The sequence below is a fragment of the Brevundimonas sp. VNH65 genome (assembly GCF_049445955.1).
GTDB lineage: Bacteria > Pseudomonadota > Alphaproteobacteria > Caulobacterales > Caulobacteraceae > Brevundimonas.
The window spans coordinates 442217-456785 of record NZ_JBMSDX010000001.1 but is presented as its reverse complement, the minus strand read 5'-3'; the positions used below and the strand labels follow the sequence as shown (position 1 = coordinate 456785).

Genomic DNA, 14569 nt, shown 5'->3' with positions numbered 1-14569 from the left:
ATTGCCCTCCCGTCACCCGACTTCAGGCCGCCTGGGTCGCGGCCGCCCATGCGGCTTCGGCATGATCCCGCAGGACGCGCAGTCCAGGTCGGGAAATCAGATGAGGCTGGAGGTTGAAGGCGTTGTAGATGGGACTGTGGCCGGAGAGGAATCTCTGGTGACGTGACCCCCGTTTCTCATCCAGCCATAACGAGAGTCCTTTGGTGATCTGAGCTGGGGTTGGTGGGGCTGGCAAGAGGCCGGTCAGCGCAGCCCCCAACCAGCGCAGGGGACTGGCCGATCTGTCCGGTGAGGGCTTCTGCATAAGCCTGCGGCGTCAGCCACCCGAGCTTCGAGTGCGGACGCCGTTCGTTGTAATCGCGTCGCCACGCTTCCAGCACTGCGCGGGCGTGCGGCAGGGATCGGAACAGCGTCTCGTTCAGCAGCTCGTCGCGCAGGCGTCCGTTGAAGCTCTCGTTGAAGCCGTTTTGCTGGGGCTTGCCGGGCGCGATGTAATGCCAGCCGACGCCGGTGTCGTCGGCCCAGGCCAAGACCGCGTTCGAGGTGTATTGGCTGCGCCGCCCTCCGGGTCCGTCCCGTTGTCGCTGACGATGGTGTCGGGCCGGCCCCGCTGCCGGATCACGGCATCCAACTCCCGCACGACCCGCGCACCCGACAGCGAGGTGTCGGCCACCAGCGCCAGGCATTCGCGCGTGCAGTTGTCGATCACCGTCAGGATGCGGAAGCGCCGCCCGTCCGTCATCTGGTCGGCGACGAAGTCCAGCGACCAGCGCTGGTTGGCCGCCAGCGGCAGGGCCAGTGGCCGCCGCGTGCCCATCGCTCGCTTCCGGCCGCCGCGCCGACGCACCGTCAGTCGCTCCTCGCGATAGATCCGCTGAACCCGCTTCCTGTTGACCGCATGGCCCTCGCGTCGCAGCAGGACGTGCAGGCGCCGATAGCCGAACCGGCGACGCTCCTGGGCCAGAGCCTTCAGCCGGTCGCGCAGCGCGCCGTCGTCCGGGCGCGTCGCCTGATAGCGAACGCTCGCACGATCAACGCCCAGCGCACGGCACGCCCGCCGTTCGCTCATCTCGTAGGCGGCCTGCAGATGACCGGCCGCCTCCCGCCAGCCGGCGGGCGTCACCACTTTTTTCCCAGCAGGTCCTTCAGCGCCACGTTGTCCAGCATCGCGTCCGCCAGCATCCGCTTGAGCCGTGCATTCTCGTCCTCGAGCGCCTTCAGCCGCCGGGCCTCCGACACATCGAGCCCGCCGAACTTGGCCTTCCATTTGTAAAAGGTCGCAGAGCTGACACCGTGCCGCCGGCACATCTCCGCCGTCGCCACTCCGGCCTCCTGCTCCCGCAGGATCCCGATGATCTGTTTCGGGGCGGCGTATACGCCACCCCATCAATCCGTGAACCTTGATCGCTTCATTCTGTCCGTCCTTCGTTGGGCGGACTCTAGCTATTCCTGGAGGAGTTTCAGGGGGTCACGTCAAACGATATCGACTTCATCATCTCGCCTCCGGACCTGAGCGCCTGACTGGAGCCGCCTCATCGTAGCGTTGACAGAATAGACGCCAGCCCCGCGCTGAGAATGTCCGGTCTGGCTGATCGTCTCCGTTACACAATCAAGCATCGGAGACTAAAGATGAGACGAGCCGCAATCACCGTCGTTATCTCGGCATTGATAGTGGGGGCATGCACCCCGCAGAAGCAAACCGAGGACTCGGCAAAACGGGACACGGACCTCGCGGCTGAGCCATCGCCGACTGTCGATATGGCGACGCGCGCGACGGCAACCGAAGCCGACGTGACGGCGGCGTTGCGGTGCCATTGGGTCATATCCTCCGCCGCCGCTCTACGGCTCGCCGAAGGCGATGCAGTGGGCGGCATCCGTGCCTCGACTCGCTGGTTTGTGGAGGCGCAGCGGCGCGCGGAGGCTGCGGGCATCGACGAAGACGGCTTCAAACGTCTCAACTCCGAAAACGCCATGGTCGGGTCCGGCGAAGACGCGCGTGAGGCCAATCGGGCGCTCTATGAGCGCTGTATCGCGGAAACGCCTGCGGGCTGACGGGAGAAACAGGACATGAGGATTCACAGGCATCTTGCCGTGTGGGCAGTCGGCGTGATCGCGCTGGCCGCCTGCGGGGAGCGACAGACCGTTCGCGGCGCCGACGGCGAAACGGTTCAAATCGCCAGCGGATCGGCGGCGAAGGCGCAGAATGTCGATCTTCCCGCTTTCCTGCCGATCTACCCCGGCGGCCGGATCGAGAGCACGGTGGGCGGCGTCAGCAGCGGCGCGACCGGATCACAGAAGGGCGGGATGGTCGTCTTTCACGTCGGCGAGGCTCCGGACAAGGTCGCGGACTTCTATCGCTCGCGGCTGGACGGGTCCGGGCTGGGGGAACGCTCGGACGCCAACCTCAACGGCGTGCTCATGCTGACCGCCGCCTCGGCGGAGGACGCGGATCGCGGCGTTCAGGTCAGCGTGGCGCCGGCCGACGAAGGCGGCAGTCGTGTCACCCTGGTTTACAGCCAAGGCGGCGCTTGACCGTCTGCGCGCCGGATTCCAGGATTGCGGCGGGGATAAGAGGGGCGATCCGTGAACTGGCGAGAAGTCGAGCGGCTGTTCGACGCGGCGGCTGATCGGCCGGCGTCCGAGCGTGCGGAATGGGTCAGACAGAACTGCGACGACGCGGACGTCGTCAGGGAAACCCTGAGCCTTCTGGAGTCGGCGGAGGCCAGCGAGGACTTTCTCGATCCGGTCGTCGAGGCGGGGCCGGCGGTGATGCCGGAAGGGCGGCGTTTCGGTCCCTGGCGGGTCGAGGGGCTGCTGGGCTCCGGCGGAATGGGGGAAGTTTACCTGGTCGCGCGCGCCGACGGCGAGTTCCGTCAGTCGGCGGCGCTGAAACTGATGCGACCTCTGCCGCGCGCCTATTGGACGCGATTCCAGACCGAACGGCAGATTCTCGCCGAGCTGGAGCATCCGGGCGTGGCGCGGTTGCTGGACGGCGGCATCAGCGACGACGGCCGGCCCTATATGGTGCTGGAGCACGTCCAGGGCTCTGCGATCGACGTCTGGTGCGCGACGCGGACCCTGGACGCCTCGGCGCGCGTCCGGCTGGTGCTGGAGGTGGCGGAGACCGTGTCGCACGCCCACGCGCGCCTGGTCCTCCATCGTGATCTGAAGCCGTCGAACATCCTGGTCGATGAGACGGGCCGCACGCGACTGATCGATTTCGGCGTCGCCACCGTGCTGGCGACCGACGGCGCGGCGACCGAAACGCCGCTGTCGATGGAATACGCCGCGCCGGAGATGCTCCAGGGCCGATCCGCCAGCACGGCCACGGATGTCTATGGCCTGGCCGGCGTGCTCTACGAACTGCTGACCGGTCGGCCGCCGATCGGGGTGTCGGGCCAACCCATCGCGACGGCCGTTCGGCAGGTCCTGGAACAGGAGCCGGTCCGGCTCTCGGCGGCCCCGACCGCAATCTCCATTCCGCGCGAGCTTCACGGCGATCTGGATGCGATCCTGGCCAAGGCGTTGCGCCGCGAAGCCCAGGATCGTTACCCCACTATCGATGGCTTCGCGGCCGACCTTCGCAGGGCCCTGGCCCGTGAACCGATCGAGGCGCGCAGGGGCGAAAGGGGCTACGCCCTGGGGCGTTTCCTGCGTCGGCGGCGATGGCCGATCACCGCAGCGGCGGCGATCGCGATCAGCCTGTGCGGCGGACTGGCGATGTCGCTCTGGCAGGCCGAGCAGGCGCGGCGTGAACGCGACGCCGCCGTGCGAGAGCAGGCCCGCCTCGAAGCGGTGCAGCAGTATATGTACTTCATGCTCCGCGGGGCCTCCGAAGCCGGGGGCCCGAACGCCGACGCGGGCCGGATCCTCGACACGGCGGCGCAGCGTGTGCAGGCCCAGTTCGAGCGCGATCCGGCGCGCGGCGGCCCGGTCATGCACACGCTGGGCGAGCTCTTCTTCTATCTGGATGACTATGAGGCCGCCGAGCCCCTGCTGCGCCGGCTGTCGGAAGCGAGAGGTGTCGACCCGCATCTGGCGGCCTCCGCCGCCTATGATCTGGCCCAGGTGCGGCTCCGCCAGGCGGACGTCGAGGAGGCGGCGCGGCTTCTGGCGCGGGCCCAGGCGTTCTGGCGCACCGACGAAGCGCGCTGGCGTTCGCGTCTGGTCGACAGTCGACTGGTTGAAGCGCGGCTGCTCAGGGATCAGGGCGAGGTGGAGAAGGCGGTTGACCTCCTGCGCGCCAATCTGCCGGTTCGGATCGCCATCAGCGGCGCCAACCATCGCGAGACCGGGGTCTATCACAACGACCTCGGCGTGATGCTGGTCGCCGCGGGTGACCGGGAGGCCGCGATTCCCTCGTTCCAGGCGGCGATGGCGGTCTGGGCGGCGACGGGCCTGGACAGCGGTCCGGATGCGCTGAACACCCTGAACAATCTGGCGGCCTTGCACGTCCTCGGCGGACGCCCGGGGCAGGCGGAGCCTCTGTTCCGACGCGCGGTCGAGGTGCGCAGGAGCCTCTATGGTCGGTCTGCGGCGACCGCAGCGCTGCTGAGCAACCACGGCAAGACCCTGGTCCAACTGCAGCGACCGCAGGAGGCGGAGACCCTGCTGCGCGAGGCCGCGGCGATGGCGCGTGAAACGGCCGGTGCGGGCAGCCTGCATTTCGCCTCATCCTCAGCCGGATTGAGCGAGGCCCTTCTGTTGCTCGATCGCAGCGAGGAAGCGGCGAGGATCGCACAGTCCGCCCTCGCCGAGGTGACCCAGGAACTCGGGCCGCGTCATCCGGCCGTCGCTGTGCTGAAGGCCGCCCTTGGCAGAGTGCGGGGCGCGCAGGGACGTCGGGCCGAAGCCGATCGCCTGCTGAGCGAGGCCGAGGCGGGGCTTGCGCCGCTGGGGCCCGCCGGCGCTGCTCAGCTTGAGGCCATCCGCAAGATCAGATCGCAGTACGGTCTTCCGCAGGGCTGATCTCGCCGTCCGAGAGTTCCCGATAGAGCCAGGCCCTGGCCTTGACCCAATCGCGACGCACCGTGCGGTCGGTCACGCCCATGATGGTCGCGACCTGTTCTTCGCCATAGCCCGCGAAGAATCGATATTCGACGACACGGGCCAGACGGGGGCTGAGACGGCCGAGCCGATCCAGCGCCTCATCCAGTTCGATCAGGCGGTCGTCGCTCTTCCAGAACGGTTCGGCGTCATCCAGCAGGGGATCGACCTTGCCGCCGCCCCTCTTGGCCGCGAGCCGCGCGCGCGCGTGATCGACGAGGACATGCCGCATGGCGACCGCAGCTGCGCTGAGGAAATGCTCGTCGTCGCGAAACGACTGACTGCGGCGCAGCTTGAGCCAGGCTTCGCTGATCAGGGCCGTCGTCCGCAAGGTCTCGCCGGCCTGAACCCGGAACCGTTCCCGGCGCGCGATGCGACGCAAGGCGGACCACAGATCAGGGGTCAGTCGATCAACCAGACCGGTGTCCGGTTGGGCATAATCCGGCTCAGAATACTCGAGCGCGACCGCCGTCATCAGCGTCTTCCCCGTGTAACCGCATGCAGCAGAAGCGGCAGCCTAAGCCATTTCTTCCGGACGCCCAAGATGTCCGGATCAAGGCTGCAGCCCCGTTTCAGGAGGAGAAAGCCATCGGGAGACCGTTTCATGCCGTCATGCGCGAGATTGACAAGGCTCTTGCCGATCCTCGCGGTCGGCCTGGCCGTGACGGCCGGGTGCGGCCAGCGTCAGGACGAAGCGGATCGGGCGGGCCGGGCCGCAGATGTGGAGACGTCCGGTCCGCCTGCCGCTCGCCAAACGGCGGGTCCCGCGGCCGGGCTGGCCAATGATCCCGAGATTGGACACGCCATGCGCTGCTGGGGCCTGACGTCCGGATCCTATTTCCTACACCTGGCCTCGCCGGAGACGGCCGGCGATCTGCCGAAAGCATCGACGGAAGACTACGCCGCCTGGGCCAATCAGGGCGCGGTCCTGATCAAGGCCAGGGGTGGGACTTTGGCGGATTACAATGCGCTCAAGAAGGCGCACCAGACCAATCTGGTTCGAGCCAGGGAACGGGAAGCCGCCGTTCAGCCGCTGCGAACCTGTATCGCGACCGTTCCTCGCGAAATGCTCGAGGTCGAGCAGCCCATCCTGACAAGCGACGACTGATGCGACGGCAAGCGTCGAACGCAGGGCGCGCGCTGCTCGCTGCGGTCTCGCTGGCGGCTGTGGCGACCTGGTCCGAGGCCGCCTCGGCCGCCCAGCCGGATGACGGGGCGGTTCAGATCATGCCCGGCCGGTACCACGGCAACTGGCGGCTTGTTGCGGCGGACGATCCCCACGACCAGGCCTTGATGCGGCTGTCCGTTCTGCACGGCCGTGGCGAAGCCTCCGCCGACGCCGACTACGCAATTTTCCAACCGTTCTGCGGGCTCGGACCGAGCGGGCGGGTGATCGGCGACGAGGTCTGTGAACTGGATGGCCTCGGGGGGCTGTTCGAGACCGCCGAGGCGACCGGCCGACGGCTGACACTGGTGTTTCGGCCGACCGCTGACGGCCTGGCGCACCGGCTGATCCTGAGGCGTCGAGGCGATCGGCTGACCGGCGTCTATCAGGCGCCCGACTTCGCCCGCGCCGTCGTCGCGGAACGGGTTCCCTGACTGCATGTCCGGTTTCCTCGACGCCTCTCGTTAAGCGGTTCGACAGGGGATCGCAGCCGCGCCGCGGCGAGATGGAGGATGCAATGAGAAGACGCTTGGCGTTGTTTGCGGCGGTCGCCGCCGGGGTGATGGCTGCAGGGGGCATCGCCATCTCACAGCAGCTTGCTGTGGAGTTCGACACGGATCGATTCGGCGGCGACTACCGCGAAGTTCCGCTGCGGGCCGGCGAAACCTATGAGGCGTGCGCCAAGGCCTGTGTCGATGATGCGCCGTGTCAGGCCTGGACCTGGGTCCCGCAGGGCACGCAACGTGAGGAAGGACCGAATTGCTGGCTCAAGGACTCAACGCCGGAAGGCGGCAGGGTCAGCGGCCTCGTTTCGGGTTTGCGCGGCGCGGGCTTGACGCCCGTGCCGACCATGTCGGCCGCCGCTGATCCGGCGGTCGGTTCCGTCTACACGTCGGATTTCAACGACCTGACCATTGATCGATGGGACAGTGACGCCTTCCAGGCCCGTTATGAGTATGCGGGTGGTCGTCTGGTCGGCCAAGCCGACGGCTCCACGGTCACGGGTTACTGGCGACAGGAAATGTCGCCGGTCACCTGCCCCCGGGAACGGGACGGCAGCCGCCACTATGGCCGGTTCGAATTCCGCTTCAGCGCCGACCGGCGGAGCTTCACCGGCCGCTGGTCAGAGTGTGACGCGACGCCGAGCCGTCCGTGGAACGGAACCTTCGTTCGACGCACCGCAGGGGCGACAGGAACGTCAGCGCAGGGCGCCCAGAACGCTCAGATCGTCCTCTTCAACGGCGATGACTTCGGCGGTCGCCATGTCAGCCTGACCGCTGCAACCCCGAGCCTGCATACGCAGCAGCTGGACTTCGGCGACGCGACGTGGAGCCTTGCCGCCAACGGGCGCTGGGAGGTCTGCGAAGACGTCGACTTCGGCGGCCAATGCCGGATTTTCGAGGGCGACCACGCCAGCCTGCGCGATTTCGGCGGGACGATTTCGTCGGCCCGCTATGTCGGGCCCGGTGCGGCCAGCGCCGTTCTCAATCAGACCGATCCCCGCCGGGGCGCGAACACGGATCCCAACCGCCCCCGCCGCCAGGTCCCCGGCGTCATCGAACGCACCGGCCAGGCTGCTGCGGACGAAGCCGAACGCCGGGTGCAGGACCGCATCCGCGAAGGCATCGGCCGGATTTTCTGAGGTCTGACCCAAAAAGGGGAAGCGAGGCGTCGCTTCCCCTGAACCTTTGAGGGGAGAGGGCGAATGGCGCGACAGGCCAAACACGGGCGATCCTGGCTGACGGGCTGTCTCGTTTCGGCGATGGCGGCCTGCATGGCGGCGGGCGAGGCGGAAGCCCAGATCCGCCTGTACGGCTTCGGCAGCGGCCAGGCCGAAGACGCAGGTCGATCGGTCCCCGAACCGACCCCCGCCGGCCTGCCGGTGCCGCCCGAAGCCCAGGCAGCGGCCACGGTCGCGTACACTACCCATTCGCGCACCTGGGGCGCACCGGTGGTCGGCACGCGACTCAACGGCAACCCCGTCGTGTTCTGGCAAACCAGTCGCGGAACGGGCGCCTATGCCGGCAACTACCAGCCTGTCAGCGACGAAAGTCCCTATGACACAAGGCTCTGTGATCTGCGCGGTCAGGCTGACTGGTGCACGAATGAGGGACGGTCCGTCACGGTGCGGTCGGGCAATATGGAAGACGCCTGGATGCTTCCGCTGCTCTTCTCGCACGAGTTCGTGCATCTGAAGCAGCGGGAGTGGATGGGGGTCCAGGCCGCCGACACCTATGCCCCCCACTGGTTCTATGAGGGCACCGCCAACGGCTGGGGTTATGGGTTGATGGAGGATGAGCCGGGTCTCAGTCGGACAGAATTGGCCCGTCGTCTGTCCACACATCCGCGCCGCAAATACCTCGGCTTCTTCCTGGGCCTCCGATACTACGACCAACCGTTGGACGTGGATGCGGCGGCTACGATCTACCCTCGCAATCATCCCGACTATCCTGACGCAGGTGACGACTGGCGGGCCTACATCCGGGCGGGCGGCGCCCGATGCCGGGACTATGGCCTCCGCGAAACGGACGACTGCCGCAAGACCTTGCGAGGCGAGGTTCCAGACATCCGCTCCGCCTACGCCGCCACACAGATGGCCGGATACATGACCGGCTCCTTCTACCGCTTCATGCTGTTGGGCAGACAGCAGGGACGACGCGCGGTGGAAACCATGATGCGGGAGCCGGCGCCGCAGGTTCGCTCCAGCAAGGCCTGGCTGAGATGGATTGACGACAACATCCGGGTCGCCGTCGTCCACGACAGCAGCGGCAGTCCCGTCTATGGGCCCAACCAGCGATTGGTCAGCGTCTGGCCAGGCGGCATCCGCCAAATCTATGCGGAGATGATCTCCGAACTGGCGGACCTGCCGGATCTGTACGGCTTCGGACGAGGCGGGGAACTGGCCGCATCGAAGTACAACGCCCGCCTCTGGTCCCACGGCTGTCCTCGCAAGGACCTGACCCGGCAGGACGCCCTGACCCACAGCATCAGGCTGGCGCCCATCTCCGCACGCTGCTTCCGCGTCCGCGCCCCGACGCAGGTCGAGCATGAGACCACCCTCATCGTCACCGTGTCTTCGGCGCAACCGGACGCCTGCGACGACCTTCAGTTGGGCTCGCGCGGGCAACTGGTGAAGACCATGACCAGTGTGAAGCGCGACGACGGGTGCAGCATCGGCTGGCTGGTGCCCTTCGCCCCGTTGAAACCCAACGATCCCAACGGACTGCAGGGAGATCAGCACGTCCTGATCATCAACGCGGCCGAGCGCGCCGCTGAGACCACATGGCGCGATGTGGAGGTCGACTTCGCCTATTTCCAGATGGGCGGCTCGCTCGATGCGACGGCCGAACCCGACGAGCGGGCGGAGGCGCCGACGCCGCAGATCCGCGATGTCGCAACGGCAGGGGCCAGGTTGGACCGGTCCAGCCTCGCCAAACGCGTGCGCCGCACGGCCTTGTCCACGAAGTCGCCCGTCCGGGTGAAGACAGCCCCTCGCCGCGTTGTGCTGAAGGACCCGCGGCGCCTCCCGTCGCCACGAGCGACCGAATTCCAGCCCGCTCCCCTGGCGATCGCCATTCGCAGTCCGTCCGACGACGACGCCTCATGCGCGCCCGCCGAGCGCGCCGCATTCGAGTGCGGGCCCATGACGACCGCGGGCTTCGTCACAGGAGAGGCGAATGACATGGCCCGGCACGCGGTGCAGATGCAGACGAGCCTGGGTCTGCACGACATGCGCTCGTCGACGGCCGAAACGCCCGGACTGGACGAGGACCTGTTCGACATCGTCAACGCCAGAACGCAACGGGCCCAGGCCGGGGCCAACGCCCTCTACGCCAGAATGGCGAGCGGCGCCGGACCGCGTGGAACGCGCATCCAGCTCAGGCTGCCGCCACTGGAACTGGGTCAGACGGGGACCTTCCCGGCGCGCGTCGATGTCGATTGGGCCGACGGGTCCGTAGGCGGCTCCGGCACGGTCAATTCCCTGGGGCTGCTGGGACCGGAATGGGGACCGAGCGGCTGCAACGAGGGGACTCCGCCCAGTCAGGCCACCGTCACCATCACGGCGCATCGTCCGGGCTACATGGTTGGCGCCTTCTCGGCGCGGCTGTATCAGCCGAATCCGAGCGAAGACGCCGAAGCGGTTTGCCGGCGACCGTTCGTGGAAGTGGGCAGCGTCGCGATGAACTTCGTCACCGCAGGCCTGCAGCCGCCCCTGCGGGAGAACGGAGGGACCACAGAGGTCAGCACCGTCTGGCAGGAGCGCTACGCCCTCGACGATCTGTCGACCGTGCTGCAGGCGGGCGGCGGCGTTCCGGCCGGCATGGCCGCAGCGTTCGGGGGTGGCGGCCCGGGCGGTGGAGCCCCTTCCGGCTCGAACGCGCCTCCGCCCGCAAGTTTGCAGCAGGGTCAATGTCCGACCGCCGCCGACATCGAGGCCTTCATCGCGGCCCAGACAGCACAGATGCGCCAGGCAGGCATCACCGATCGCGCGAGCCTGGATCAATACGCCGAAGTCTTTCGGACCCTGCCCCGCGAGAGCCTGGAGGCGGCGGTCTGCGACTGGGTGGCTCAGGGGAGGTCTCGATGAAGGCGATCGCCCGGATTTGGCCGCCACGCGCCCGGTGGACGGCGTGCCTGATGTTGGCTTTCGCCGCCCTGAGCGCAGCGCCTGGGTCAGCCGTGCCGATCCAGCAGGTGGACGAGACGCTGATCATTGACCTGTCTGACCAGATGCAGACGCCGCCGCCGGTCCAGGAGCGCGAAGTCGGTCATGTCAGGCCGTCGTCGCCCCCGCTGACCGATGTAAGGACGGCGCCCGCGCCGACGCCGCGTGCCGAAGTTCGACCCGCGCCCGGTGCGGGACCGCTGCGGATAAGTCCGTGCTTCACGCGCGAAGAAAACAATCGCGCCGGACTGGGCACAGGGTGCAACTGCACCTGCGACGAATACGCCAGACTGGCCGCCAAGGCTCCGGCGGAACAGAGGCGTTGCAGCATCGCCTGCGGCGTCGCCTATTACCGTTGCTGGGCGCCGCCGCCGACCGATGCGGAAATCGCCGCCAAGGTGCGGGACATCGGCGCCGCCGGACCGGTCATGCTCGCCCAACCCGACGGCCGCAGCTTCATCGTCAGCGGCATGATGATGGAGCGCGCCATGGCTTGGGAGGAGGCGCAGAGGTGCAGCGCATACTGACCCACGGCGTGCGGATCCTTCAGGCCGCCGCGCCTGCAGAACGTCCTCTCTGAGGCCGATTTCAAGCTGCTTGAACAGCGGCTGCCCGTCTGGCCTCGGCATTACGCCGCATGACGCGAAGACCGCACGCCACAGGCACATTCACCTCCGCCGATCCGCCAGACCGCCTCGTCCAGACGCCAGCGCGCGAACTTCACCATCCAGCACCGGATCGCCTCTCGGCGGACAGCGATCCCGCGCTCAGCCATCAACTCTCTTACGTCGCGATGGCTCAATGTGATCCGGAATGCCAGCACCCGGGCGCTCCCTACCGGGCAACCACCGCTTGCAACAGGCGGCGGAAGCCGGCGGCGGCGACGACGGTGGCGGTCGGGTTCAGGCACCGCTCGTCATCCTCCGCCACATGGTGATAGCGATGGATGCCGAAAACGCCGGCGGCCGGGGCATAGCCGGACTTGATCACCTCGACCAGTTCGCCTGCCGCCAGGACATCGCTGGACACCGGCTGCTCATAGCCGATCTGCCCGGCGAAAATGGAACGGGCCAGAGGCAGAAGCGAGGGCGAGACGGACAGGAACCGCTGACTGTCCACGCTGGGCAGCGGCGTGGGACGGCCCGGTATCTCATGCCAGTCGCGTGCGGCGACATTGGCTCCCAGGTGCAGCCAGAAATCCGTCCGGTCCGGCGGGGGCGCGATCGCCTTCATGGCTTCGGACGCGCCCAGATACTCGTACTCGTGGCCGGTGTTGCAGATGAAGGCGAGGTCATGGTCCGGCAAGCCTGCCGCGGCCCACCGCGCCAGATGCAGCCACGCGGCCACGCCCGGGCCACGCTCGGCGGCGCAGGTGAACCAGCCCGAGCGGGGCGTCGAGATCGCCAGCCATCGCCCCTTCCCACGATCGAGACGTCCGACGAAGTTGAAGGCGTCGCGATGCCCGCCCTCCCCGTCGAGAACCAGGCGGCCCGGCTTGCGCTCGAAGGCGGCCGCCAGGAATGGCCCGGCGTCCTCGGGCGCCAGCAGGGCGACGGGCCCCCGAAACATCGGCGCGCGCCCGTCGGCGTTCAGGGCGATGACCTTTCCGGTCGGCCCGTTGGTGATGGCGATCACGGCGACGGCGCCGGCCGCGAACGCCGCCTCCACAGGTCCGCGCGCGCCCGGCGACAACATCGTCGACCAGCGCGAGAAGGCCAGGTCCACCAGGGCGATCGCTCCCTCCAGGGACCCTGCGAAACGTCCGACCGCATCGACACGCACCAGAGGCCCGGACACGCCGTCCGCCCCGGTCATCCTGACGATCGGCTGAGGATAGACCGCCGCCGCTGCGCCCTCGACCGTCAACTCGGCCTTGCGGGTGTCGAAATAGGGCGCCTTGAAGACCTGACGCTCGACGGCGTAGCCGGCCGCCGAGAGCTCGCCGGCCAACCATTCGCCGCAGGCGTTGTCGCCCGCCCCGCCCGCCTGCTTTTCGCCGAAGCCCACATAGCGGAGCAGATCGGCTTCGACCTCGGAGGCGAGAGCGCCTTCCGGTTCAAGCGCCGGGACTTCACCGCCGCGCGTCGGGCGCGCAGCCCCGCCGAGCGAAATCATCGCTCCGGCGCCCAGCAGCATGCGCCTGTTTGCATCGATCATCGCGGCCTCCTCAATGACTCTGAAACATCCGATCCGGCGATCAGACAGCGTGTGTTCGGGACCGGCGTCCCAGCAAGATCACGCTGCCGTAGGAGGCGGCGCACATGGCCGCCAGATAGATGGCGATGGGCAGGCTGGAGCCATAGCGAGCGAACAGGGCCGTCGCGATGATCGGCGCAAAGCCGCCGCCGACGACGGCCCCGATCTGGTATCCCAGCGACGCGCCCGAGTAACGAATGGATCGCGGAAACAACTCGGCGAACAGCGCCGCCTGCGGTCCGTACATCATGCTCACGAACACCAGCTGCACCGTGATCGCCGCGAATATCGCCACGCCGGAACCCGTCTCGAGCAACGGAAAGACGGCGAAGGCCCAAAGCCCTGACAGGGCCGCCCCCGCCAGGAAGACGCCGCGTCGCCCGAACCGGTCGGAGGCCGCGCCGCACGCCAGCAGCACCGGAATCATGAGGGCGCTCCCGGCCATGACGGCGGTCAGCAGCACGTCGCGCTCGATCCCCAGGGTCGTCGATCCGTAGGCGATGGCGTAGGTTATGGCGATGTAGAAACAGACATTGTTGGCCACGAAGGCCCCGCCCGCCAGCAGAACCTGGCGCCAGTGCCCGGTCAGCACCTCCAGCAGGGGGGAACGCGCCGGCCGGGCGACGACGACGGCGGCGTCCGCGACATCGGCCGGCGGATGGGGCTGCACCGCCTCTTCCACGCTCAGGTGCATCACCAGCCCGATGAGAATCAGGACGATGCTGAGCACGAATCCGATGCGCCATCCCCAGGACATGAAACTGTCCTCGGCGGTCATCGCACTGACGATCAGGAAGACGGCGTTGGCCAGCACCACCCCCAACGGCACCCCGACCTGGACGAAGCTGCCGTAAAAGCCGCGCCGGTTCGGCGGCGCGCTCTCGATCGCCAGCAGCGCAGCGCCGCCCCACTGTCCGCCCACCGCCAGACCCTGGGCGAACCGCATGACCACCAGCAGCAGGGGCGCCGCCACGCCGATCTGGGCATAGGTCGGCAGCAGACCGATCAGGGTCGTCGACGCGCCCATGACGAACATGGCGACCACAAGCGCGTGCTTGCGTCCGTGGATGTCGCCGAAGTGCCCGAACACCATCCCGCCCAGCGGACGGGCGATGAAGCCCACCGCGAAGGTGCTGAAGGACGCGATCTGGGCGACGAAGGGCGGCAGATCCGCCGGAAAGAACAGCTTGGGGAACACCAGGGCCGCCGCTGTTCCGTAGATGAAGAAGTCATACCATTCGACGGCCGCTCCCGCCGAGGCCATCACCGCCACCTTGAGGCCCTTGCCATCGGGCGGAGTCCCGCCGGTGTGATCGTTCGCGCTATCGGACATGGGCTTTCCTCGCGGCGTTCTTGGTGACGCCCCAGACCGTCAGCCTCGGACCGCGGTCCCCGCCTGTCAATAGATTGTACGACAACTTTTGCCATTCTGTTCGTTCTGATCGACACGGCTTTCTTCATTCGGATCGCCGAAGGACGCTGGCCTCCCTGACCTC

At 67.9% G+C, this 14569-nt stretch carries 11 protein-coding genes and 1 pseudogene; 8 read left to right on the top strand and 4 right to left on the bottom strand.

Translation table 11 applies throughout. The features are described 5' to 3' along the window. Positions 1 to 176 precede the first annotated feature (176 nt). Positions 177 to 1356 (bottom strand): annotated as a pseudogene (locus tag ACO2Q1_RS02185) (IS3 family transposase). 273 nt (positions 1357 to 1629) lie between these two features. Here ACO2Q1_RS02185 and ACO2Q1_RS02180 point away from each other — a divergent pair. The 3 genes from ACO2Q1_RS02180 to ACO2Q1_RS02170 are packed head-to-tail and all read left to right on the top strand — an operon-like array spanning position 1630 to position 4968. Continuing rightward, on the top strand, positions 1630 to 2052 hold the full coding sequence (locus tag ACO2Q1_RS02180) for a hypothetical protein (RefSeq protein WP_423327905.1): 423 nt from the start codon (positions 1630 to 1632) through the stop codon (positions 2050 to 2052). A 15-nt stretch (positions 2053 to 2067) separates the two neighbouring features. Next, on the top strand, positions 2068 to 2532 hold the full coding sequence (locus tag ACO2Q1_RS02175; RefSeq protein WP_423327904.1) for a hypothetical protein: 465 nt from the start codon (positions 2068 to 2070) through the stop codon (positions 2530 to 2532). Positions 2533 to 2583: 51 nt separating this feature from the next. Then, a complete protein-coding gene (locus tag ACO2Q1_RS02170) occupies positions 2584 to 4968 on the top strand; it encodes a protein kinase domain-containing protein (protein ID WP_423327903.1) in 2385 nt (794 codons plus the stop codon). Here the strand turns inward: ACO2Q1_RS02170 and ACO2Q1_RS02165 are convergent. Further along, the gene (locus ACO2Q1_RS02165) at positions 4937 to 5521 is read right to left on the bottom strand and encodes an ECF-type sigma factor (RefSeq protein ID WP_423327902.1); all 585 of its coding nucleotides are present in this window, start codon (positions 5519 to 5521) and stop codon (positions 4937 to 4939) included. The two genes, ACO2Q1_RS02170 and ACO2Q1_RS02165, sit on opposite strands and share 32 nt — an antisense overlap. 159 nt (positions 5522 to 5680) lie before the next feature. Between ACO2Q1_RS02165 and ACO2Q1_RS02160 the strand changes: the two genes are divergently transcribed. From ACO2Q1_RS02160 to ACO2Q1_RS02140, 5 genes are all read left to right on the top strand, one after another. After that, complete coding sequence (locus ACO2Q1_RS02160; protein WP_423327901.1) at positions 5681 to 6154, top strand: hypothetical protein; 474 nt, start codon at positions 5681 to 5683, stop codon at positions 6152 to 6154. Then, complete coding sequence (locus tag ACO2Q1_RS02155) at positions 6154 to 6645, top strand: hypothetical protein (RefSeq protein WP_423327900.1); 492 nt, start codon at positions 6154 to 6156, stop codon at positions 6643 to 6645. Before ACO2Q1_RS02160 ends, ACO2Q1_RS02155 begins: the two co-directional genes overlap by 1 nt. Before the next feature lie 83 nt (positions 6646 to 6728). Beyond that, complete coding sequence (locus ACO2Q1_RS02150; protein ID WP_423327899.1) at positions 6729 to 7853, top strand: PAN domain-containing protein; 1125 nt, start codon at positions 6729 to 6731, stop codon at positions 7851 to 7853. A 63-nt stretch (positions 7854 to 7916) separates the two neighbouring features. Continuing rightward, entirely contained in the window at positions 7917 to 10799 is a 2883-nt protein-coding gene (locus ACO2Q1_RS02145; protein WP_423327898.1) for a hypothetical protein, read from the top strand. Positions 10800 to 10849: 50 nt separating this feature from the next. Continuing rightward, positions 10850 to 11404, top strand: a complete 555-nt coding sequence (locus tag ACO2Q1_RS02140) for a hypothetical protein (RefSeq protein WP_423327897.1) — start codon at positions 10850 to 10852, stop codon at positions 11402 to 11404. 307 nt (positions 11405 to 11711) lie between these two features. Here the strand turns inward: ACO2Q1_RS02140 and ACO2Q1_RS02135 are convergent, their stop codons facing one another. Both ACO2Q1_RS02135 and ACO2Q1_RS02130 read right to left on the bottom strand, forming a co-directional pair. Next, the gene (locus tag ACO2Q1_RS02135; RefSeq protein ID WP_423327896.1) at positions 11712 to 13034 is read right to left on the bottom strand and encodes a hypothetical protein; all 1323 of its coding nucleotides are present in this window, start codon (positions 13032 to 13034) and stop codon (positions 11712 to 11714) included. A 40-nt stretch (positions 13035 to 13074) separates the two neighbouring features. Continuing rightward, positions 13075 to 14406 (bottom strand): MFS transporter, encoded by a 1332-nt coding sequence (locus ACO2Q1_RS02130; RefSeq protein WP_423327895.1) that lies wholly within the window; start codon positions 14404 to 14406, stop codon positions 13075 to 13077. Positions 14407 to 14569 lie beyond the last annotated feature (163 nt).

Coding starts and splice junctions, on each gene's coding strand:
- ACO2Q1_RS02180 (WP_423327905.1), top strand. CDS start 1,630: ATGAGACGAGCCGCAATCACCGTCGTTATCTCGGCATTGATAGTGGGG.
- ACO2Q1_RS02175 (WP_423327904.1), top strand. CDS start 2,068: ATGAGGATTCACAGGCATCTTGCCGTGTGGGCAGTCGGCGTGATCGCG.
- ACO2Q1_RS02165 (WP_423327902.1), bottom strand. CDS start 5,521: ATGACGGCGGTCGCGCTCGAGTATTCTGAGCCGGATTATGCCCAACCG.
- ACO2Q1_RS02155 (WP_423327900.1), top strand. CDS start 6,154: ATGCGACGGCAAGCGTCGAACGCAGGGCGCGCGCTGCTCGCTGCGGTC.
- ACO2Q1_RS02150 (WP_423327899.1), top strand. CDS start 6,729: ATGAGAAGACGCTTGGCGTTGTTTGCGGCGGTCGCCGCCGGGGTGATG.
- ACO2Q1_RS02145 (WP_423327898.1), top strand. CDS start 7,917: ATGGCGCGACAGGCCAAACACGGGCGATCCTGGCTGACGGGCTGTCTC.
- ACO2Q1_RS02140 (WP_423327897.1), top strand. CDS start 10,850: ATGTTGGCTTTCGCCGCCCTGAGCGCAGCGCCTGGGTCAGCCGTGCCG.
- ACO2Q1_RS02135 (WP_423327896.1), bottom strand. CDS start 13,034: ATGATCGATGCAAACAGGCGCATGCTGCTGGGCGCCGGAGCGATGATT.
- ACO2Q1_RS02130 (WP_423327895.1), bottom strand. CDS start 14,406: ATGTCCGATAGCGCGAACGATCACACCGGCGGGACTCCGCCCGATGGC.